Source organism: Longimicrobium sp. (assembly GCF_036554565.1).
GTDB lineage: Bacteria > Gemmatimonadota > Gemmatimonadetes > Longimicrobiales > Longimicrobiaceae > Longimicrobium.
On sequence record NZ_DATBNB010000327.1, the window covers coordinates 16571 to 36373 of the forward strand.

A 19803-nucleotide genomic window follows, 5' to 3' on the forward strand; every position below is an offset into this window, starting at 1 on the left:
GGCTTCACAAGCGGGCGCCGCGCTGGTATATTCGTCGCCCCGCACCGACCGAAGCGTGGCACGACGCGCGACACGGCGACGAGGCGGGGGCTTGCGCAGGCGGCCGGGCGGTTGTAAATTGTGCGGCTGCAAGCAATTAGGCACCGATAGCTCAACTGGCAGAGCAGGGGACTCTGAATCCCAAGGTTGTAGGTTCGATTCCTACTCGGTGCACTGCGCGCCCATAGCTCAGCTGGATAGAGCGTCTGACTACGGATCAGAAGGTCGGGAGTTCGAATCTCTCTGGGCGCACCTTTCGGGTTTGACAATTTGCTCCTGTGGCGGAACTGGTAGACGCGCTAGATTCAGGATCTAGTGGGCGCAAGCTCGTGGAGGTTCGAGTCCTCTCGGGAGCATGAAGGGTGCAGGGCCCCGTTCGTCTAGTGGCCTAGGACATGGCCCTCTCAAGGCCAAAACACGGGTTCGATTCCCGTACGGGGTATTTTTTGCAGGAACGTGTCGCGGGGTGGAGCAGCCTGGTAGCTCGTCGGGCTCATAACCCGAAGGTCGCGGGTTCGAATCCCGCCCCCGCTATAGGGTCGCCTAGCTCAGCTGGTCCAGAGCGCTCGCTTCACACGCGAGAGGTCGTAGGTTCGAATCCTACGGCGACCACTGCAGGTGCAGTACGGAGTGCGGGCATAGCTCAGTTGGTAGAGCGCAACCTTGCCAAGGTTGAGGTCGCCAGTTCGAATCTGGTTGCCCGCTCTGTAGGTCGGTAAGCCCACTTAGCTCAGTTGGTTAGAGCATCTGACTGTTAATCAGAGGGTCCCAGGTTCGAGTCCTGGAGTGGGCGCTCTCGTCGGGATGGTTGGTTCGGTTCGGCTTGCTGCCCCTTGGTGTAACTGGCAACACGTCTGACTCTGGATCAGAAGAGTCCAGGTTCGAGCCCTGGAGGGGCAACTCCCAAACGCCCGGATCGCGCAAGCGGCTCCGGGCGTTTCGTCGTTCATCGGGTCCAGCCCCGCTCGATGTCATCCCGACGGAGCGGCCACGGTGAGCCCCGAGTCTGCGCCGTAGACCGCAGCGACCGAGGGATCCGCCACACACCCGCCGAAGCGCACCGTCCCGTCCGGCACACCGTGCCCCGCTCTTCCCGGGGCGCGCCACGGACCCAGTCACCACACCAAAGTTTGTAGTCCACGAAGGTGGACATCGTGTGGTCGTTGCAGCGAATTCATTCGCCCGTGCAGCCCCAAGGCCGCGCCACTCCAAGGTTCCGGCGCCGGTGCTGTGCAGGTGCGTGCACAGGGCTCGCGCACATCCGAGGTCCGGGCTGTGTGACCGCTGCCGCGCTCGGGCTGATTCGTGATCCAGGCTAGATCCTTCGGCCCGCGAGGCTCGTGCTTCGGGCCGGTGCCGTGCGCCTGGGCCTCAGGATGACAAGGTTTCGTGCGACAGCGGCTTGGGGGCACACCCACGCCTACCAGGAAAGCCGCACGCCGGCGTTGATGACGCGGCCCTCCAGCGGTGCCCAGGCGTCCGTCGTCCAGCGGCGCTCGGCGGAGCGCGTGGGGAGCACCAGCGGCTGCCACCGCGTCTGCCGTGCGTCCAGCAGGTTCTCGGCGTTCACGAACACGCGCGCGGGGCCGATGGTGCGCTCCGCCAGCATCCCGACGATCAGATACGGCCGGCTCTGGTCGCGATACGGGTTGTCCTCCAGCGACTGCACGCCCGTGTAGTACAGCTCCAGCCCCAGCCTTCCCCGCCCCTCCGCTTCCCGCATGGCTACGAGCCCCGACTGGTGCCGTGGCGTGAGCGGCACGGTGCGCCGTGCGCCCATCCGGAACTGCGGCTCGGTGGCGCGCACGTAGGTGTGCGTGGCCGTTACGTGCCACAGCTCGCGGTGGTACCGCAGCAGCGCCTCCGTTCCCCACGTGCGCGTTTCACCGGGCACGTTTATCAGCAGCAAGTCCGTCGTCAGCTCCGGGACGACGAGCTGAAGCGCGTCGTCGACCACCGACCCGAACACGCTGGTGTTCAGCTCCAGGTCGCCGAGCGTCCGTCCGACGTCCAGCGAGCCGCCCCGGGCCCGCTCGGCCTTCAATCCCCCCAGCGGCCGCAGGGGCGCCAGGCCGATCGCCTCCGTTTCTTCCGTGAACGGCGTTGGGGCGTAGTAGCCGCCACCCACCGACGCCCTGACGTTCCATCCCGCGCCCGGCCGCACGAGCGCGGAAACGCGCGGGCTGACGAAGGTGCCGTATTCGCTGTGCCGGTCCACGCGGCCGCTGGCAGTCACGCCCAGCCACTCGGCGGGATGCCAGTCGTCCTGTGCGAACAGCGAGGGGATGGTGAACGTGTAGTCGAAGCCGGGGACGTCCTGCGCCGCGTATGCCTCGCGCTGCAGGGCCGCGCCCAGGACGAGCGTGTGCGCGCCGCGTGTCCACGCCGCCGACCCCTCGCCGAACCAGGTGGCGTGCCGATCGCGCTCGCGCACCTCGCCGAACCGGTGGTCGTGCCGCTGCCCCATGGCGGACGCGCGAAAGTTCAGCAGCGTGCCGCCCGTCAGCCAGCGGGCGACGACGCCCGCGTCGGCCCGGCGCGTGCGCAGCTCTTCGGCGAACCGAGCGCCGCCGGGGATCTCCCCGCCGCCGTTGCGGTCCTCCGCAGTCGCGCCGACGGTGACGAAGAGCGAGCGGCCCTGCCCGTCGTCCCAGAACAGCCGCGGGCGTACCACACCGCGGGCGTACGAGGGCAGGTCGGCCCAGCGGTCGCCGTCCACGTCGGCTGTCCGCTGCCCGTGCGCGCCGCCCAGAAAAGTGTAGCCCCAGCGCCCGCCCAGCGCGCCGGACGACCAGAGCACCGCGTCGGCCCCGCCCAGGGTGGTCGCGTTCAGCAGGAGCTCGCGATCATCCGCCGGGCGGCGCGAAACGAGGTTCACCACGCCGCCAAGGGCGGACGCGCCGTACAGCGCCGACGCCGCGCCCTTGATCACCTCCACCTGTGCCAGGTCCATCGGCGGAATCTGCAGCAGGCCCAGCGACCCGCTCTGGCCGCCGTACAGCGGCAGCCCGTCGGAGAGCACCTGCGTGTAGCGCCCGCGCAGCCCCTGCACCCGCACGTTGGCGCCACCGAGCGAAGGCGACGTGGTCTGCACCCGCAGCCCGCTCGTTTCGTTGAGCATCATCGAAACGTCGCCGGGCGTCATCATCATCTTTTCCTCCACCTCTTCGCGCGCCAGCACCTCCACGCGAACCGGCGCGTCCTCGATGCGCTGCTCGCTGCGGGTGGCGGTCACGATCACCGTCTCCAGTTCTACGGCCTCGAGTTCGGGCTCGTCGCTGGCGGCTTCTGACGGGTCGAGGCGGATGGTGACGGCGGTGTCGCGATCCGCGACGACATCCAGCGAGGCGGGGCGATGTCCCTCCGCGGAGATGCGCAGGCGGTGGCGGCCCGCGAGCAGCCGCAGCACCGCGGCACCACCACGATCCGTCTCCCACGCTCGGCTGCCGACGCGCACCTCGGCCTCAGAGATCGGCTGGTCGGCGGAAATGACCATGACGGTGATCGCGATGGAATCAGCGGCCGTCTGCGCGCGCGCGGCCGCGGGCGCGAGCACGGTGGAGATCAGAACGATGGCGATGAGCGCGAGACGAGAAGACATCTATGAGCGGCGGCCCGGGATCGGTGATGCACGTTGGGATCGCCCAAACCTACATCAACATGCGGACTTACGCGACCAGCACGGCCCGGCGCCAGCGGCGGACGGAGTTGACCAGCCAGGTTTCTTCGGCGCGCGCGAGGTCGTCCGGGCGGATGATGCGCTCGCGGATTTCGCCCCGCGCCAGCATCTCCGCGCGCAGCACGCCGGGGAGCAAGCCGCTCTCCAGCGGCGGCGTCCACAGCGCGCCGTCGATGCCGACGACGAGGTTGGCGATGGTGGACTCGGTGATCTCGCCGCGCTCGTTCACCAGCAGCACGTCGTCGCAATCGGGGGGCGTGGCTGCTCGGTTTTCGTAGATCGCGCGGCTCGTCGTCTTGTGGTACAGCAGCGGATCGTGGCTGTCGACCGGCTCCCGCGCGATCGCGACGCGGACGGGCTCGGGAGATGGCTCCAGTGGCATGCTGTGGACCGAGATCAAGCCCTCGCGCGCGAGTGTCAAACGTGACCGCATCGGGCGGCCGGTGAACGTCTCCGCCGCACCGGCCAGGGACTGGAGAACCGCCCCGCGATCGAACGGAAAGTCGAAGTACTCGGCGGAGCCGGCGAGCCGATCGAGATGGCGATCCAGCAGGTACCATCCGCCGTCCGCCTCCCACAGCAGCGTTTCGAGCAGGTCGAAGCCGGCGGGCGCGCGGCGCGCGAAGGCTGCCTTCGCAAGGCACTCGCGGTATTCGGCGGATGCGTCGGAATCGAACGTCACCCCGCTGCCGACGCCCAACTCCACCTGGCCGGTGGCGTGATCGAGCACCAGCGTGCGGATCGCCACGCTGAACGCCGCCTCGCCCGGCGACGCGAAGCCGATGGCGCCGCAGTACACGCCACGGGGCGCATCCTCCAGTTCGGCGATGATCTCCATCGTCCTCACCTTGGGCGCGCCGGTCACCGATCCGCAGGGGAAGAGCGCGTCGAAGATCTCCGGCAACCCGGCGCCGGCACGCAGTCGCGCGCGGACCGTGGAGGTAAGCTGGTGCACCGTCTCGTATCGCTCGGGCTGGAACATCCGCTCCACGCGCACGCTGCCGAACTCGGCCACCCGGCCAGCGTCGTTCCGCAGCAGGTCTACGATCATCAGGTTCTCGGCGCGGTCCTTGGGCGAGGCGGCCAGCTCCGCGGCGAGCGCGCGGTCCTCGTCCGGCCACCGGCCGCGCGGCCGGGTGCCCTTCATCGGCCGAAGCTCCAGGTCGCTGCCCGCGGCGTGAAAGAACAATTCGGGCGACGCGGAAAGGATGGAGAAGCCGTCCAGCCGCAGGAATGCGCAGAAGGCCGAGCGTTGCGCCAGGCACAGCCGCTCGTAGAAGGCGAGGTCGTCTCCGGCGAATTCGGCGCGCAGGCGGGCGGTGAAGTTCACCTGGTAGGTGTCGCCGGCGGCGATCAGGGATCGGATGCGTTCGATCCGATCGCGATATTCGTCCTCGGAGACGTCCATCCTCCACGGACCGAGTTCCACCTCGGCCGCGTCGCCGAATTCCGGCTTCACCTCCTCGCGCCGCCCGTAGAGCGCGAACCAGGCGAGGGGCAGGCGCGGATCGGGTGGGCGGGTGATGAGGGCGGGATCGAACGCCGGCGCGGCCTCGTAGGCGACGAACCCGGCCGCGTGCAGTCCCTCGTCCACGGCGCGCTGGACGGCGGCGAGCACCGGCCGCACCTCGTCCACCGTATCCGCCCTGAGCACGCGCTGAAAATCCGCGAAGCGCAGGGAACGCGCGCCGCGCTGGGGATCCAACGAATCGAAGCGAATGACGGGCGGGGCGGCCACGGGCGGATGAGATGGAGAGACGGCGCGCCGGATCGTTGGACCCGGCGCGAATGGTCAGCCGGCTGCGGGGCTCAGCTCGATCTCGTAGTCCAGCCGCGTGTCGGGCGCGAGCGAGCCGGCGACGGAGCAGTACTTCTCGAACGAGAGCTGCACCGCGCGCTCCACGTGCTCGCGCGGCGAATCGGACGCGAGGCGATAGGTGAGCACGGCATCCGTCAGCCGGCGCGGCGGGTTGGGCGCGCGGGAGAACCGCACGGAAACCGACAGCGACGACGCGGGCGTGCGGCGCTTCTCCAGGTAGTCCACCACGTCGATGGCGGAACAGGAGGCGAGCGAGATCACCAGCGCGTCCACGGGACTGGGCGCCGCCTGCGCATCTCCATCCACCGTGAGCGTGGCCCCGCCGGCGCGCCCGCCACGGTAGCGCATGCCGCCCTCCCATACCACCTCGATCGGGTACTCCGCCTGCACTCCCTCGGGCATTTCGGTCATCATCGGATTGAAACGGGAAAACGCCCGCCCCCGGCGCGGGGCGGGCGGTGCCTCGTGAACCGGGTCCGCTCAGTACTGGGGCGGCGGCGGGCCGGAGGGCGGCTGCTGCGGGTCGCGCGGCTTGGTGCGGCTGGTGGCGGAAATGATGCCGATGCCGATGAGGATGATCACGCCCACCGCGATCCACATGGTCGGCGCGCCAGCCAGGTATGCGGCGATGGCCAGGCCGATCACGAAGATCACGAATCCTATGAGGTACGTTCCGAATGCCGACATTGTCGTTCTCTCCGCGTGGGTGTGGCCGCGAGTAGCGGCGCGGTCCACGAGCCACCGATGCACGAGAGGTGCCGGAGCGGGGCGGGCGCAGCTATTCCGGGCCGATCGCGTCCACGTGCGACGCCGCGAGCACGGACAGCCAGCCGTGGATCGCGCCGTTGCTGGCCAGGACGCGGCCGGTCACCAGCGGCTCGTCGGCATCGCCCGGCCAGCCGCCGACGCGCCCCCCGGCCTCGTGCACAAGCAGCATTCCCGCGGCCACGTCCCAGGGCGACAGGCCCACCTCGAAAAAGCCCTCCACCTTGCCGGCCGCGACGAATGCCAGGTCCAGCGCGGCGCTTCCGGCCCGGCGGACGTCGTGGGTGCCGCGCACCGCATCGGCCACCAGACGCATGTACGCGTCCAGGTTTCCCTTGCCGCTCTTGAACGGAAACCCGGTCGCCAGCAGCGCCCGCCGCGCATCCCTCACCTCGGAGACGCGGATCGGCGCACCGTTCAGAAACGCGCCGCCCCCGCGCGTGGCGTGATAGACTTCGCCCAGCAGCGGCGCGTGGATGACCGCCGCCGCCATCCCGCCGTCGTCCGCGAACCCGATGCTGGTGCAGACGAACGGGTGCCCGTGGACGAAGTTCGTGGTTCCATCCACCGGGTCCACGTACCAGCGCCGGCCCGTGTGCACGTGCGCAGACGACAGCTCCTCGCCGACGATGGTGTCGCCCGGAAAGGCGGCCAGGATGCGCTCCGCCACCAGGCGCTCGGCGGCCTCGTCCACCGCCGTCACCAGGTCTGCCCTGCCCTTGTCGCGCACCTCGGCCGCCCCGCCGCGCGCGGTGATCAGCTCCGCCGCCCCCGCCGCCGCATCCAGCGCCACCGCCAGCTCGGCCGCGAACGGCCCCGTATCCATCTTCACGAGAAGGGAACTCACGGGCGCCGCCGCCGGTACGCATGTCCGCCCGCAAGGGGCCGCACCGCACCCGTGGTGGCGCGGCGCGGGGGCATTCTGTACATTGCGCCGCCTACACGCAAGCACGTCCGCACGCTGTCAGTTGCGGCCCATCGCCGCACCGCCGGTCGGACGAACGTTTATCCGGCTTCCCGGCCCCACACCCATCCACCCGGTTCGGCATGAGCAAGCGACTCTCACCCCAGTACGGCGGCGGCGGAACCCTCGCCGACGACCCGATGCGCGGCCACGCCTCGCAGGACACCCGGTTCTTCGGGCACCCGCTCGGCCTGTCGACGCTGTTCTTCACCGAGATGTGGGAGCGGTTCTCGTACTACGGCCTGCGCCCGCTGCTGGTGCTGTTCATGACGGCGGCGGTAACCAGCGGCGGCTTCGGATTCGACCGCGGCGAGGCGTCGGCCATCGTGGGCATCTACGGCTCGCTGGTGTACCTGGCATCGCTGCCGGGCGGATGGGTGGCCGACCGGCTGCTGGGGCTGCGGCGGGCCATCTTCGTGGGCGCGGCGCTGATCACGGCGGGCCACTTTTCCATCGGCCTGTCGTACTTCGGCGGCGAGGGCACGCTCGGCAAGTCGATGTTCTTTCTGGGCCTGCTGCTGATCGTCTGCGGCACCGGCCTGCTGAAGCCCAACATCTCGGCCATCGTGGGCGACCTGTACCCCGAGGGCGGGTCGCGGCGCGACGCGGGGTTCAGCATCTTCTACATGGGCATCAACCTGGGCGCCTTCGCCGGCCAGCTGATCACCGGCGCGCTGGGCGAAAAGGTGGGCTGGCATGCGGGCTTCACGGCAGCCGGCGTGGGCATGCTCTTCGGCCTGCTGTGGTACTCGCTGCGCGCGCAGAAGACGCTGGGCGACATCGGCAACGAGCCCACGCGGCATCCGGACCCCGTGGTGCAGGCGCGGCAGGAGCGCACGGTGAAGGGCGTGATCAGCGCCATCGGCATCGCCATCGCCATCGTGTTCATCCTGGGCGCCACCAAGATGATCCACCTGGACGCGCAGGCGATCGGTGGATACATGACGTACGTGCTGGTGGGCACCGCGGCCGTCTACTTCGGCTACATCTTCATCTTCGGCGAGCTGACTCGCGACGAGGTGAAGCGGGTGGCGGTGATCATGGTGCTGTTCATCTTCGCGGCGATCTTCTGGAGCGCCTTCGAGCAGGCGCCCACCTCGCTGAACCTGTTCGCGGCCGACTTCACCGACCGCAACATCGGCGGCTGGGAGATGCCGGCCACCTGGTTCCAGGCCATCAACTCGTTCTTCGTGATCGCGCTTGCGCCGGTGTTCGCCGCGCTCTGGCTGACGCTGGGCCGCCGCAACCGCGACTTTTCCAGCCCCGGCAAGTTCTCGCTGGGCCTGTTCTTCGCCGGCGTGGGCTTTCTGCTGATGATCTTCGCCGCCAACAAGGTGGTGGCCGGCGGCGGTCAGGTGATGGTTTCGCCCTGGTGGCTGGTGGGCAGCTACTTCTTTCAGACGGTCGGCGAGCTGTGCCTGAGCCCGGTGGGCCTGTCGTCGATGACCAAGCTGTCGCCGCGCAAGTTCGTGGGGCAGATGATGGGGATCTGGTTCCTGGCGTCGTCCGTCGGCACGCTGATCGGCGGCCTGGTGGGCGGCCACGTGGACCCCGAGAAGCTGGAGCAGATGCCCCGCCTGTTCACGGTGACCACGGCGTCGCTGTTCATCGCCGCGGCGGTGCTGGCGCTGCTGAGCATTCCCATCCGGCGGATGATGCGCGAAGAGGGCGGAGCGGCGGGCGCGCACTGAGCCTCGTCGCCACGCAGTGAGCGGCGCCGCGCGCGAACCGGGTTCGCGCGCGGCGTTCTTGTTTCGGGGGCACCCGCCGCATGCGCCGGTGTATGGGCAACCCGACCACGCACAACGAGATAGGGATGACGGACGACGAGATCGGGGAGCGCCTCCGCGACCGCGGGCTGGAAGAGGACTACATCCGCGAGCTGCTGGCCAGCCTGGGCTTCGACCCCGCGGAGGGGTTCACGGTGGACAGCATCGAAGCGCTGGACACGGCCACCATGCCGCAGCGGCGGAAGGCGGCGCTGCGCACGCTGGCGCTGGCGGATGATGCCGAGGGAAGTGCGTGAGTGCGTGAGTGCGTTAGTGCGGAAGTGCGGAAGTGTGGATAGCCCTTCTCCGGTGCGCTGGGGGAGGGCCTTTCGTTTCCGCGGTGCGTCGGGTTGGGATCGTGCTCGGGCCGGCGCCCCCCATCCCCAGCCCTTCCCCCGCAAACAGCCGCGGGGGAAGGGAGCCAGTAGAGTGCGCGGGGCCAGCCGGAGCGCACTCGAATTCTCCTCTCCCCCATGCAGTTTATGGGGGAGAGGCCGGGAGAGGGGGGCGGCCGCGGCGTCCCTGAGGCCTGTCGAAGTTCATCACCCTCGCGGAGACAACGAAGCCGCCGGATTGCTCCCCGGCGGCTTCGTCGTTTCCATGACCGGCGCCTACCGGCCCGGTGCCGGGAAGACGGTGAGGCTCTCGTTGCCGTCGCGGTCCACCGCGGCGACGGCGAAGAACCAGTTGTCGATGACGATGTTCTCCAGCGTGGCCTCGGCCACGTTGCCCACCCAGCGCGAGTGCGTCCAATTGGCATCGGTCGGTAGGCGCCAGTACACGCGATAGCCCGCCAGGTCCGGCGCGTCCACCGCCTTCCAGCGGAGCACCGTGTGCGGCGTCACGGCACCGCGGATGGTCACCGAGTCCGGCGCGGCGGGCGCCCAGGCCAGCGACGCCATGGAGGCGGTGTTCAGCGCCGTGATCCTGGCGTTGTAGACGAAGTCCATCGCCTCCGGCACGTCGCCGTACTCGATGCCGTTCTCCACGCGCAGGTCCTGGTGCTGGCGCGTGTAGTCCTCGTACAGCTCCGTCAGCCGCACGGCGGGGTAGCCGGCCAGGAAGAACGGCGTGTGGTCCCCGCCGCGGCCGAAGCGGTCCAGGCGGTAGATGATCTGCGCGTCGAGGTTGGGCACGTAGCGGTCGGCGATGAGGTCCACGTAGCGCGCCAGCTGGCGGGCGGGGACATCCAGCTCGCCGCCGCTGTACAGGTACTGGCGCAGCACGGCGGCCGGCGCCTCGGGCGGAATGCCGGGCGACAGGATGCGCACGACGGTGTTGTCGGCCGCGCCGTTGATGCCCCGCGAGTTGCCGATGATGTCGTTGTTCAGCACGCCCGCGATGCGCCAGTTGTTCGCCTGCGCGTGGCGGGTGAGGATCTGCGCCCCGTTGAGCCCCTGCTCCTCGCCCGCCAGCGCGGCGTACACGAGGGTGCCGTCGAAGCGGTGCTTGCTCAGCACGCGCGCGGCCTCGATCACCGCCGCCGTACCGGACGCGTCGTCGTTGGCGCCCGGCGCGTCGGAGGTGTCGTTCATCACGTCCGTCACGCGCGAGTCGAAGTGCCCCAGGATCAGCACGTGGCGGTTGGGGTCCGTTTGCCCGCGCTGGATGGCGACCACGTTCACCACGCGCGTGTCGCGGCGAATGCGCCCGTTCGGCGCGCCGGGAATCACCTCGCTGACGTACTGCACGTCCAGGCACCCGCCGCACTCGCGCGAGATGCGCTGGAACTCGGCGAAGATCCACCGGCGCGCCACCCCAATGCCCCGCGTGGCCGAAACCGTGTCCGACGTCGTGTGCCGCGTGCCGAACGCCGCCAGCCGCCGCACGTCGGCCTCCAGGCGCGCGGGCGACACCTGGCGGACGATCTCGTGGATGCGCGGGTTCTCGGCGCCGGGGCCGCTCCCGCCGGCGGAGGCCTGCGCGTTCAGGGCGGGGGCGGACGCAGCCAGCGCCACCGCCGCGAGGGGGACGAATCGGATGCAACGGAGCACGGCAACCTCCAGACAACGGTCAGGCACGGGCGAACGAGGGTCGGCCCGGCGGCGGCGGAATCGGTTGATCGATCGGGAAAATGCAGTATACACGCCACCGTCCTCACGGCAACCGCCCGCGCGTTGGCGCGTACCCGGCCCGCCGATTGCACCTGCGGCGCCCCCTCATTGATTTGGTGAAAACGCGCGGAGGGATACCGGATGCCGTACGGCGGGATGTACGACGTGATCGTGGTGGGCGGGGGGCCGGCGGGGCTGGCGGCGGGGCTGTGGCTGGCGCGCTACCGCCGCAAGGTGCGCGTCTTTGACGCCGAAGAGCCGCGCAACGCCGAGACCTGGGCCGTTCACGGCTACCTGGGCATCGACGACCCGCCACCCGCGGAGCTCCGAAAGGTGGCGCGCCACCAGGCCATCGACGCCGGCGCCGAGTACGAGCCCGCCGTGGTCACCGAGATCACGGGCACACAGGACGACTTCACCGTCACGGTGGAGGACGGCCGCACCTTCGGCGCGCGGCGCATTCTGATCGCGACGGGGCTGCGCGACATCCTCCCCGAGATCCCGAAGTTCCACGACTTCTACGGCACCAGCATCTGGCACTGCCCGGACTGCGACGGCCCGGGGATCGTCGACAAGAAGGTGGGGGTGATCGGCTGGGGCCGCTCCATCGCCGCGTACTGCATGTACATGCTGACATGGACGGAGAACCTGACCATCCTCACGCACGGCCACCCGCCCGACATGGAGGAGCCCGCGAAGGCGGCGCTGGAGCGGTGGAACATCCCCGTGCGGGAGGAGGTGATCGAATGCCTGGAGGGCGAGGCCGGGCAGATCCAGCACGTCGTCTACCACGGAGGAGAGACGGAGGAATTCGACGCGCTCTTCTTTCACATTGCGTCAGGCCCGGGCTCCAGCTTTCCCGCGGACCTGGGGTGCGAGGCGGACCTGGACGGGATCCTGGAGGTAGACAAGGAGCACCAGACCACGGTGCCCGGTGTGTACGCGGCCGGCGACATCATCCCCGGCTCGCGCCTGGCCCTGCGCGCCGCCGCCGAGGGCGCGCGCGCGGCGGTGGGCATCCACAAGTCGCTGATCCCGGACGACCGCAGACTGAAGTAGCTACCGGGTGGCCGTGTCCGCCCGGCGCTCGATGGGGGCGTTCTCCGGCCACATGCGGTGGCGGCCCTTGAGCATGGGGGCAAGGGCGGCCAGCATCCCCGAGACGGTCTGGAAGCGGTCCGCCGGATCGGCGGCAAGGCAGCGCAGGATCAGCTTCTCCAGGTCGCGCGGCACGCCCGGGTTGTGGGCGCGCGGCGGCACGGGAGGCTGGGTGATCTGCGGATAGCGCTGCTCCAGCTCCTTCGTGGTCAGCTCGCGCCCCTCGGTGGGGGGACGCGCCCGCGCCACGGGGCGAACGTCCGCCTCCTCGTCCTCGTCCAGCTCGTCCCAGAACGCCTCGTCGTCCTCGTCTTCGGGCTCCTCGGTGGGCCACTTGCCGGTGACGCACTCGTACAGCAGCGCGCCCAGGCCGTACACGTCGGTCGCGGCGGTCAGCGGCTGCTTCAGCACCTGCTCGGGCGCCATGTACGGGGCCGTCCCCAAACGGTCGGCGGGGCGGCGGATGGGCTCGATCTCGCGCACGACGTCGAAGTCCAGCAGCACCGGCACTCCCTCGCGCAGGTGCACGTTGCCCGGCTTCAGGTCGCGGTACAGGTAGCCGCAGCGGTGCAGGTAGTGGATGGCCGCACCCACGTGCATGATGGCGCGGATGGCGTCGGGCACCTGCAGGCGGCGCTGCGTGAGCCCCTCCAGCACGTCGAACAGCGAGGGCCCGGCCAGGTACTCCAGCAGGATGAACGGGCGCCCCTCCGCCTCGCCGCTGCCGAACAGCCGCACGATGTTGGGGTGCTTCAGCTTGTCCAGCACCTCGGCCTCGCGCCGGAACGACACGGGCGCCACGCCGTTCACGCAGTGCTCGGGGAGCAGGATCTTGCCGGTGAGCGCGCACCAGTGGCGGTTGCTCCACACCTGGTACAGCTCCGTCATGCGGCCGCACGCCACGTGGCCGATCACCGTCAGCTCGCCCACGCGGTCGCCCACGGAGAGCGTGAACTTTTCCCTGGGCCGCGCCGGCTCGTGCTCCCACCTGCGCGCCGCCGCCAGCCCCTGGTAGCGCGCCCGCGCAATCGCCGGAGATGCCATGTCTCTTTCCTGGAACAGGTTGCGGCTCCCGCCGGGATCATCCCCGTCCGGCCGCGCCGTGACGGAAGGTTTCCAACGCAACGGGCGTACCCTGCACATCCGGGAAAGCCGGCGGGACAGGGCCCGGACAGGCTCCATTCCCGCCACAGATGGACACTCCGCTACACCTGTGGCCGCTTTGCAGCGCAGGGTTACGCATCCAATGTGGACGCTATTACCTTCGCCGCATGCCGAAGCCGCGCGTCTATGTCGAAACGACCGTCCCCAGCTTCTACCACGACCCGCGCACCTCGCCAGCCGTCCTCGCGAGGCGCCGCTGGACGCGCCTGTGGTGGGCAGGCGCCGCCGAACGCTACGAGCTCGTCACCAGCGAGTACGTCCTGAATGAGCTTGCGAATGGTACTATGGAACTGGCGCGGCTGCGTGTAGGGGTGCTCGATGAGGTGCCGTGGGTCGAGGCGGACGCGGCTGTGGAAAGAATTGCCCAAATTCATATCCAGCAGAAACTTATGCCCGCGAACCCTCCACACGATGCATGGCATCTGGCACTTGCATCGAAGCACCGGTGTGACTTCATTGTAACCTGGAATTGCAAGCATCTAGCAAATCCGAACAAGGCCGCACACCTGGAGAGGATCAATGGCTGGCTCGGGTTGAACGTGCCCCGGCTGGTAACTCCGCGAGACCTGCTCAGGAGGGGAAGATGAGCGAGCCTTTCGACGCTGCTGACGTCTGGGATGATCAGGTAGACGAGATCATCGAGGAAATCTGGGAGGTCCGCCGCAAGATGTGGCAGCGGTTCGACAACGACCCTCGTAGGATGGCAGCGTACATGAGGGAGCGCCACGCCGAAGGCGTTAGGCAGGGTCACCCGGAAATCAAGTCGTCCTCATCCCCAGAAGAGGACGCCCGGATCATCGCCGCTTGCCAGGCGCTCCTGAAGGAACGAGCGGCACAGGAACAATCCCCCGGGGCGCAGGCACCGCAGCGATCGTTGTAAGCAGAAGACGGGGCGCATCGTCGCTCCACGCGATCTGCCCAGGAGAGGAAGATGAGTGAGCCAATCAATTACGCCAAGGTGTGGGACGACGAGGTAGACGCGATTATCGAAGAGATCTGGGAAGTCCGCCGCAAGATCTGGGAGCGGTTCGACAATGATCCGCTCAAGATGGGCCAGCACTACATGGCACTGGAGCGGCAATCCGGAAAGCGGGTGATCTACGGTCCGCGGTTACCCAGGGCGCGAATATCCACCCGGCGAAAAGGGCTGCGCCGGTCACCGAATACGCGCGTACGTCAGTGATCGCCGTGAGCGGACCATCTCGCGCGTGTCTTCGAACAATCCAAACTGCGAATCCAAACGAGGCGGACGACAGCGGATGCGAATTCCGTTGCCGCCCGCTTCGTCGCGCCGTCAGATGCCGTGCTTGGACCGTGCGTCGCGCATCTGCTGCCGGACGCTCGCGGACAGACCCGACTCCTCAGCCCTCGAAAAGATGCTGTCGAGCACTCGCCGTTCCTCAGCGTCCAACTCCCCGTCGCGCAGGGCAAGGGTGAGCAGCTGATCCAGTTCCTGATGATCGATGGTTCCGTCGTTCGCGAAGATGCGAATGGACGCGGTCGCGATCTCCAGGTGACTGTGCATCCGTTCGTCGGCCTGCGACATGGGCGATCCGTTCTGTGGGCGATGCAGGGCTGTGGCTACGGAAGAGATTACGGAGCCACCCGCGAGGTAGATTCAAACGAACAGCCGCCGAACACCAGGTTTAGCGGCAGTCGAACTCTTCGCGGGAGCCCCGGGACCTATCTCGTGGTGAAGCGCACGGTGCGGTAAACCTGTAGCTGTTGGGCGCGCGCAGCCGGGCTCTTCGATTCACCGGCCAGATAGACCGCGGGATTCGTCCATTGCGCACCGGTGTACAAGGTGCCCTCCAAGTCGTTGTCCCAGAGCTCGGCGACACTGCCCCCGATCGATTCCGAGTAGCGATTTACGCGACCCACGGGAGGCGGTGGCGCTTGACCAGCCGGAACGACCACTGTCCTGGTCACTGTGGCCGACGACCGGTACTGTCCCACTCCCCAACGAATCGAGCCGCCATCCCCCCGAAACGTGTTCGCGCCACTCTGACGCCAAGTGGAGGGAACGCAGAAGGTAAAGCCCTGCGCGGTTATTTGGCGCCAGCTCTGCTGCGGTGAAGAAGCGACCGGCACCTGGCAGGCGACGACTGGAGCGTCAACGCGCGATGATGCGCCGCTCGACGCGCATGCAGTAAGGCCAATCAATAGAAGTGCAGACGGGAAGCGCATAAACATCCTGGTTGACGTTGAAGGTCCAGCTTGTTGCTCAGTGCCTCAGTGAACGGAAGCGTATGCGCTAGCGAGGGATGCGCATCTCATCCGCGGCATCGGTTCGTCAGGGCGGGGGTGCGGCGCCAGGCGGGCGTGGCGGCCGGCTCGAGTTGTCCATGTCCGAGAAGATGAGCCATCGGCCGTCTGGCCCGCGGCGGAGCGTCAGCGTGAACTTCCCCTGGTCACCCGGCGCATCGCCATAGCCGTACGCGCCGATGATGTAGCCCGCCGTGTCCGCAGTCGCGGCCGCGAGCGCCCGCAGGCGGAGCGGCCCCCCTGCCTGGCCGGCGTATGCCGTCTGGATGGCGGCCCGCCCGCGGATGGGCGCACGCCCGCCCTGCAGAACGAAGCCATCCTCCGCGAAGAGCGCGGCCACGCCCGCTGCGTCGCCGCGCCGCCAGGCGGATTCGTAGTCGCGAAGCACCCGATCCAGCTCCGGCGACAGTTCCACCGTGGGGTGCTCGGCAGGGGGCGCCGGCGCGGCCTGCGCGTGCGACTCACCGGCGAGGCCGATCACGAGGAGCGACGTCAGAACGGCTGCGAGGCGCATGGGCATGGTGGGTCAAAGGTGAGCCTCTAAGGAATCAAGGGCCAGGTGCGGAGCCGGCGCGCAAGCGTCCTGCTGCACAATAGCCGAGGCTTGGCGTCGGCGGCAACACTTGGTGCGGCGGCGTGGCCCAGTGTGCGCCAGACCCAGCCAGCGGTTCCAAAGGTGGCTACGCTCCCGGATAGCGACGGTGCTCGGGCGGCTGCCTGCGCGGTACGTCGACCCCGTAGGCGCGCTCACTCCCTGGCCTGATCAGGAGCCAGCTGAGGAGTGTGCCCGGAAACCCGAAGATGAAGGAGATGATTCGCCACCCCGCGCTGCGGCTGTTCTGCGCGCGCATGCCGGCGTAGCTGAAGTTTGCGAGAACCCAAACGCTGGAAACGCCCGTGTCACGCGCAGTTTCCGCAGACGACGATATCGCCTGCGCGAAAGTGACGCTTGGTGACGACAGGAGAACCAGCAGAGCCGGAACGAGGCCGCAGAATCTGGTCTTCAAATGTCCTGCGCCATCTGCTCGACGGTGAGCGGCAACGTGAGAGGTGTCGAAGGAGAGGCAGCGGAACGCGGACGAGTGCGCCTCGAGCTGGGGTGACCAGCCGCGGCCGTGCACGCCGACCCCGTGGATGAAGGGTACGGGCGGACCCTCGCCCACCACTTCGTAGGCGAGCGGGCACGCGCCGTTATCGAGGCTTTGTGCGCTCACTGGAGAAAACCTGGTCCGGCCCGGACGCCTCCTGCGACTTCACGTCACTGGAAGGTCGAAAACAGGTCGTGCGCCGGAAACGATGTGACGCCCGCAAGCGCAGTCCAGAGCGCCGCCTCCAGCGCGGGCTCTGAGTTGGGCGTCAGGGAGCGGGCGTTGAACAGTCCGACCATCGAGAAGTTGTCATGCGAGCGCACGAGCATGGCCGTCGTGCCGGGCAGCGATCCCCCGTGCCACCAGTTCGCGTCGCCCTGGGTTGGGCGGACGAACCATCCCAATCCGTAAAAGCACGCGCCACTGGCACATACCGTGGGGCCGGTGCTGGTCATCTCCGCGACGAGCCCGGGGGGGAGGATGTCCGGACGACTGGCGCGGCCGTCCACGCCGCCCAGGAACCGCAGGAGATCGACGGTCGATGAAACCCAGGCGCCACTTGCATCCGACACTTCGAGGTGAAAGCCGCCATAGTTCATGGGCACCGCGCCTTCGCCCGGGAACACGGATGGCACCAGCGGCGCGGTCATGCCCAGGCCGGGGTCCAGCGGCGAATAGTACTTCACCTCCTCCGGGTGCGCGTCGCCCATGCGCGACCTGCCCTGCCGCGTGCGATTGGCGCCTATGGGCTGCAGCACGCGTGTGCGCACGTACTCCTCGTACCGCATGCCGCTCACGCGCTCGATTACGCGGCCGAGGATGATATACCCAAAGTTCGAGTAGGCGAACTTTTCCCCCGGGTTGAAGTCCAGCGGCATTCCCTTCATGTACCGGATGAGTGTTTCACCGGACGCCGGCGCGGGCGCGTTGACCGCGGCCGCGGCGATCACCGGGCGATCGATGGGATCGAATCCGCCGTTCGGCTTGGTACGATCCCAGCCCCCGGCGTGGTTGAGCAGGTGCCGGATGGTGATCTGCTCCCACCGGGGATCGACGGTCGCCCCCGGCGCGGGGGCGAGGTGCGCGATGAACGGCGCCACGCGGTCGTCGAGCCCGAGCTTGCCTTCTTCCACCAGCTTCATGACAGCGGCGGCGGTGATCGGCTTGGACACGCTCGCGATCCGGAACAGCGCTTGGGGCTGCACCAGCGTCTTGCTCTCGACATCCGCGTACCCGAACCCTCGCGCATAGATCAGCTTGCCGTCGCGCATGACGGCGACTGCGCCACCCGGAATCGCGAACTTCCGCATGAAATCGCTGATCGTCTTATCGTACGACTCCATTCCCGGCACCGCGGCACCGCTGATCGGAATCTCCGCGGGCGTGACCGGAGGAGAGACAGGGGGCGGCTTCTCGTCGCATGCGACGAACGACGCAGCCACCAACAGCCCGGCCAGCAACGCTCTTGCGCGTTTCATGAGTACTTTCCGATTGCGGTTGCGCGTGCGGAGTCCGCCTGATGAATGACGAACCCGGCACGATCGGACACACGCAGGGGTTCTGGTCAAGCAGCTCGCGGCTGCCAGACCCCGCCGAACGACACAAGGGTCATGAGTGCCGCGCCGGCGCGCAAGACTTTCCTTCGCAAACCAAGCAAGGCCCCACACCCGCTGCAGCCGAGTGTCAGGCAGACCGAAGGCGGGAAGAACGCGTGGGCCTGCAGGTTCGTCACGCCGTCCGCCCCCAGCTTTCCGCGCACGGCCAGGATGCCGTTGGGGAGCTGGGGCCGAAGGCCACGTCCAGCCCCCGTCTCGTCCTCCAGCCCCACGAACACGAAGCCCTCGCCCGTGCCCCGCCGCTGATGAACGATCACCACCCCCCAGCCGTGACGCGCTCGCTGTAACCCTGATAGGGGTGCACAAGCATACCCCTGCCAAGGTGGGAGCATTAGTAACCGAATATTACATCCATCTATTCCCGCCACAGGTGGACACTGCGCTACGCCTGTGGCCGCTTTGCAGCGCGGGGTTACGCATCCAATGTGGACGCCGTTACCTTCGCCGCATGCCGAAGCCACGCGTCTACATCGAAACGACGATCCCCAGCTTCTACTACGACCCGCGCCTCGATCCCGAGATCGTGGAGCGGCGTCACTGGACACGCCTGTGGTGGGATCAGGCGGTGGACCGCTACGAACTCGTCACGAGCGAGGTCGTACTGCGTGAACTCGCGGCCGGCACCACCAACATCGCCCTCCTGCGAATCGCGCTCGTGGCGCCTCTCCTGCGCCTGGAATTCGAGCCCGTCGTGGGGGAGGTCGTGGGCGAATACCTGAAGCACAAGCTCATGCCCGCGGTTCCCCCGTACGATGCATGGCACCTGGCCCTTGCCTCATTCCATTGTTGCGATTTCATTGTAACGTGGAACTGCAGGCACTTGGCGAACCCCAATAAGGCGCCTCACGTGGCGCGCATCAACGCGTCGCTGGGATTGTACGTGCCGAGGCTGGCGACGCCGCGGGACCTGCTTGGGAGGAAAGATGAGTGAGCCACCCCTCAGCGCGGCCGATGAGGCCATCGAAGAAATCCGTGAAACCCGCCGCAGGTTGTGGGAGCAGTTCGGGAACGATCCCGCCCGTTTCACGGCTCGCATGCAGGAATTCCATGCCGAATCCGTGAAACAGGGGCACCGGGAGATCAAGCTGCCTGAGGGTGAAGCCGCCCGGATCGCTGCCGCTTGCGAGGCCTTGCGGAGAAAACGAGCGGCCGCGGAGCATTGATCGACGCCGCTCGCTCAATGTTAGTCGTGTGAGCGGACGATCTCGCGGGCGTCGTCCAGCGTGAGGGGGAAGAACGTCTCGGCCTTCAGGTTCGTCACGCCGTCCTCCTTGCCCAACTTTCTCCGCACCGCCAGGGGCCGGTGCGCAAGCCTCTCGTGCGCCCGAAAGCATGCAAGGCCCCGCATCCCCTGCAGCCGATTGTTAGGCCGCACGGCGGGACGAGTTATGTGCCTTTATGGCTTACAGCAGCCTCACAAGACGGGCCGCCGGACGATGAGGCCGGCGGCCGATGTGTTCACCCGTGAACATGTCGGCCATAC

General features: G+C 68.2%; 18 protein-coding genes and 9 tRNA genes. 17 read left to right on the forward strand and 10 right to left on the reverse strand.

The window, feature by feature from the left end:
• Positions 1 to 140: 140 nt before the first annotated feature.
• The 9 genes from VIB55_RS09170 (at position 141) to VIB55_RS09210 (ending at position 939) form a co-directional block, all read left to right on the forward strand.
• Positions 141 to 213: transfer RNA gene (locus VIB55_RS09170), tRNA-Gln, on the forward strand.
• Between the two features lie 4 nt (positions 214 to 217).
• Positions 218 to 291 (forward strand) — tRNA-Arg (locus VIB55_RS09175).
• 20 nt (positions 292 to 311) lie between these two features.
• Positions 312 to 395: transfer RNA gene (locus tag VIB55_RS09180), tRNA-Leu, on the forward strand.
• A 13-nt stretch (positions 396 to 408) separates the two neighbouring features.
• Positions 409 to 481 (forward strand) — tRNA-Glu (locus VIB55_RS09185).
• Between the two features lie 18 nt (positions 482 to 499).
• Positions 500 to 573: transfer RNA gene (locus tag VIB55_RS09190), tRNA-Met, on the forward strand.
• 3 nt (positions 574 to 576) lie between these two features.
• Positions 577 to 651: transfer RNA gene (locus VIB55_RS09195), tRNA-Val, on the forward strand.
• Between the two features lie 20 nt (positions 652 to 671).
• Positions 672 to 744 (forward strand) — tRNA-Gly (locus VIB55_RS09200).
• Positions 745 to 758: 14 nt separating this feature from the next.
• Positions 759 to 832 (forward strand) — tRNA-Asn (locus VIB55_RS09205).
• A 34-nt stretch (positions 833 to 866) separates the two neighbouring features.
• A tRNA-Gln gene (locus VIB55_RS09210) sits at positions 867 to 939 on the forward strand.
• Between the two features lie 520 nt (positions 940 to 1459).
• Here VIB55_RS09210 and VIB55_RS09215 read toward each other — a convergent pair.
• The 5 genes from VIB55_RS09215 to VIB55_RS09235 form a co-directional block, all read right to left on the reverse strand.
• Positions 1460 to 3640 carry a TonB-dependent receptor plug domain-containing protein gene (locus VIB55_RS09215; RefSeq protein ID WP_331876355.1) on the reverse strand — a complete coding sequence of 727 codons (2181 nt, stop codon included), beginning with the start codon at positions 3638 to 3640 and terminating at the stop codon, positions 1460 to 1462.
• 67 nt (positions 3641 to 3707) lie between these two features.
• Positions 3708 to 5456: an aminodeoxychorismate synthase component I gene (gene pabB / locus VIB55_RS09220; protein ID WP_331876356.1), complete on the reverse strand. Its 1749-nt coding sequence runs from the start codon at positions 5454 to 5456 to the stop codon at positions 3708 to 3710.
• A gap of 54 nt (positions 5457 to 5510) precedes the next feature.
• Positions 5511 to 5951, reverse strand: coding sequence for an OsmC family protein (locus VIB55_RS09225; protein ID WP_331876357.1), 441 nt, complete (start codon positions 5949 to 5951; stop codon positions 5511 to 5513).
• A gap of 66 nt (positions 5952 to 6017) precedes the next feature.
• Positions 6018 to 6224, reverse strand: coding sequence for a hypothetical protein (locus VIB55_RS09230; protein WP_331876358.1), 207 nt, complete (start codon positions 6222 to 6224; stop codon positions 6018 to 6020).
• A gap of 91 nt (positions 6225 to 6315) precedes the next feature.
• Positions 6316 to 7128, reverse strand: coding sequence for an inositol monophosphatase family protein (locus VIB55_RS09235; protein ID WP_331876372.1), 813 nt, complete (start codon positions 7126 to 7128; stop codon positions 6316 to 6318).
• 221 nt (positions 7129 to 7349) lie between these two features.
• Between VIB55_RS09235 and VIB55_RS09240 the strand changes: the two genes are divergently transcribed.
• Positions 7350 to 8957 (forward strand): peptide MFS transporter, encoded by a 1608-nt coding sequence (locus VIB55_RS09240; RefSeq protein WP_331876359.1) that lies wholly within the window; start codon positions 7350 to 7352, stop codon positions 8955 to 8957.
• 125 nt (positions 8958 to 9082) lie between these two features.
• The gene (locus tag VIB55_RS09245; RefSeq protein WP_331876360.1) at positions 9083 to 9292 is read left to right on the forward strand and encodes a hypothetical protein; all 210 of its coding nucleotides are present in this window, start codon (positions 9083 to 9085) and stop codon (positions 9290 to 9292) included.
• Positions 9293 to 9646: 354 nt separating this feature from the next.
• Here VIB55_RS09245 and VIB55_RS09250 read toward each other — a convergent pair whose 3' ends face one another.
• A complete protein-coding gene (locus VIB55_RS09250; protein ID WP_331876361.1) occupies positions 9647 to 11029 on the reverse strand; it encodes a M28 family peptidase in 1383 nt (460 codons plus the stop codon).
• Between the two features lie 201 nt (positions 11030 to 11230).
• Between VIB55_RS09250 and VIB55_RS09255 the strand changes: the two genes are divergently transcribed.
• A complete protein-coding gene (locus VIB55_RS09255; protein WP_331876362.1) occupies positions 11231 to 12148 on the forward strand; it encodes an NAD(P)/FAD-dependent oxidoreductase in 918 nt (305 codons plus the stop codon).
• Here VIB55_RS09255 and VIB55_RS09260 read toward each other — a convergent pair whose 3' ends face one another.
• Positions 12149 to 13231, reverse strand: coding sequence for a serine/threonine-protein kinase (locus VIB55_RS09260; protein WP_331876363.1), 1083 nt, complete (start codon positions 13229 to 13231; stop codon positions 12149 to 12151).
• A 227-nt stretch (positions 13232 to 13458) separates the two neighbouring features.
• On the opposite strand from VIB55_RS09260, the gene VIB55_RS09265 reads away from it, so the two are divergent.
• The 3 genes from VIB55_RS09265 to VIB55_RS09275 are packed head-to-tail and all read left to right on the forward strand — an operon-like array spanning position 13459 to position 14534.
• On the forward strand, positions 13459 to 13938 hold the full coding sequence (locus VIB55_RS09265) for a type II toxin-antitoxin system VapC family toxin (RefSeq protein WP_331876364.1): 480 nt from the start codon (positions 13459 to 13461) through the stop codon (positions 13936 to 13938).
• Positions 13935 to 14231: a hypothetical protein gene (locus VIB55_RS09270; protein ID WP_331876365.1), complete on the forward strand. Its 297-nt coding sequence runs from the start codon at positions 13935 to 13937 to the stop codon at positions 14229 to 14231. The genes VIB55_RS09265 and VIB55_RS09270 overlap by 4 nt, the downstream gene beginning before the upstream one ends.
• Before the next feature lie 51 nt (positions 14232 to 14282).
• Positions 14283 to 14534, forward strand: a complete 252-nt coding sequence (locus VIB55_RS09275) for a hypothetical protein (protein ID WP_331876366.1) — start codon at positions 14283 to 14285, stop codon at positions 14532 to 14534.
• Positions 14535 to 14645: 111 nt separating this feature from the next.
• Here VIB55_RS09275 and VIB55_RS09280 read toward each other — a convergent pair whose 3' ends face one another.
• The 3 genes from VIB55_RS09280 to VIB55_RS09290 all read right to left on the reverse strand — a co-directional run bounded on the left by VIB55_RS09280 (position 14646) and on the right by VIB55_RS09290 (position 18182).
• Positions 14646 to 14897, reverse strand: a complete 252-nt coding sequence (locus VIB55_RS09280) for a hypothetical protein (protein ID WP_331876367.1) — start codon at positions 14895 to 14897, stop codon at positions 14646 to 14648.
• Between the two features lie 747 nt (positions 14898 to 15644).
• Positions 15645 to 16130: a nuclear transport factor 2 family protein gene (locus tag VIB55_RS09285; protein WP_331876368.1), complete on the reverse strand. Its 486-nt coding sequence runs from the start codon at positions 16128 to 16130 to the stop codon at positions 15645 to 15647.
• A gap of 744 nt (positions 16131 to 16874) precedes the next feature.
• A complete protein-coding gene (locus tag VIB55_RS09290) occupies positions 16875 to 18182 on the reverse strand; it encodes a serine hydrolase domain-containing protein (RefSeq protein ID WP_331876369.1) in 1308 nt (435 codons plus the stop codon).
• 586 nt (positions 18183 to 18768) lie between these two features.
• Between VIB55_RS09290 and VIB55_RS09295 the strand changes: the two genes are divergently transcribed.
• Complete coding sequence (locus tag VIB55_RS09295; RefSeq protein ID WP_331876370.1) at positions 18769 to 19251, forward strand: type II toxin-antitoxin system VapC family toxin; 483 nt, start codon at positions 18769 to 18771, stop codon at positions 19249 to 19251.
• Positions 19244 to 19483 carry a hypothetical protein gene (locus VIB55_RS09300; protein ID WP_331876371.1) on the forward strand — a complete coding sequence of 80 codons (240 nt, stop codon included), beginning with the start codon at positions 19244 to 19246 and terminating at the stop codon, positions 19481 to 19483. Before VIB55_RS09295 ends, VIB55_RS09300 begins: the two co-directional genes overlap by 8 nt.
• Positions 19484 to 19803 lie beyond the last annotated feature (320 nt).

What these genes read in the sequence shown, in the direction of transcription:
- VIB55_RS09215 (WP_331876355.1), bottom strand. Translation starts at nt 3,640, where the DNA reads ATGTCTTCTCGTCTCGCGCTCATCGCCATCGTTCTGATCTCCACCGTG.
- VIB55_RS09225 (WP_331876357.1), bottom strand. Translation starts at nt 5,951, where the DNA reads ATGATGACCGAAATGCCCGAGGGAGTGCAGGCGGAGTACCCGATCGAG.
- VIB55_RS09230 (WP_331876358.1), bottom strand. Translation starts at nt 6,224, where the DNA reads ATGTCGGCATTCGGAACGTACCTCATAGGATTCGTGATCTTCGTGATC.
- VIB55_RS09235 (WP_331876372.1), bottom strand. Translation starts at nt 7,128, where the DNA reads ATGGATACGGGGCCGTTCGCGGCCGAGCTGGCGGTGGCGCTGGATGCG.
- VIB55_RS09240 (WP_331876359.1), top strand. Translation starts at nt 7,350, where the DNA reads ATGAGCAAGCGACTCTCACCCCAGTACGGCGGCGGCGGAACCCTCGCC.
- VIB55_RS09245 (WP_331876360.1), top strand. Translation starts at nt 9,083, where the DNA reads ATGACGGACGACGAGATCGGGGAGCGCCTCCGCGACCGCGGGCTGGAA.
- VIB55_RS09255 (WP_331876362.1), top strand. Translation starts at nt 11,231, where the DNA reads ATGCCGTACGGCGGGATGTACGACGTGATCGTGGTGGGCGGGGGGCCG.
- VIB55_RS09260 (WP_331876363.1), bottom strand. Translation starts at nt 13,231, where the DNA reads ATGGCATCTCCGGCGATTGCGCGGGCGCGCTACCAGGGGCTGGCGGCG.
- VIB55_RS09265 (WP_331876364.1), top strand. Translation starts at nt 13,459, where the DNA reads ATGCCGAAGCCGCGCGTCTATGTCGAAACGACCGTCCCCAGCTTCTAC.
- VIB55_RS09270 (WP_331876365.1), top strand. Translation starts at nt 13,935, where the DNA reads ATGAGCGAGCCTTTCGACGCTGCTGACGTCTGGGATGATCAGGTAGAC.
- VIB55_RS09275 (WP_331876366.1), top strand. Translation starts at nt 14,283, where the DNA reads ATGAGTGAGCCAATCAATTACGCCAAGGTGTGGGACGACGAGGTAGAC.
- VIB55_RS09280 (WP_331876367.1), bottom strand. Translation starts at nt 14,897, where the DNA reads ATGTCGCAGGCCGACGAACGGATGCACAGTCACCTGGAGATCGCGACC.
- VIB55_RS09285 (WP_331876368.1), bottom strand. Translation starts at nt 16,130, where the DNA reads ATGCGCCTCGCAGCCGTTCTGACGTCGCTCCTCGTGATCGGCCTCGCC.
- VIB55_RS09290 (WP_331876369.1), bottom strand. Translation starts at nt 18,182, where the DNA reads ATGAAACGCGCAAGAGCGTTGCTGGCCGGGCTGTTGGTGGCTGCGTCG.
- VIB55_RS09295 (WP_331876370.1), top strand. Translation starts at nt 18,769, where the DNA reads ATGCCGAAGCCACGCGTCTACATCGAAACGACGATCCCCAGCTTCTAC.
- VIB55_RS09300 (WP_331876371.1), top strand. Translation starts at nt 19,244, where the DNA reads ATGAGTGAGCCACCCCTCAGCGCGGCCGATGAGGCCATCGAAGAAATC.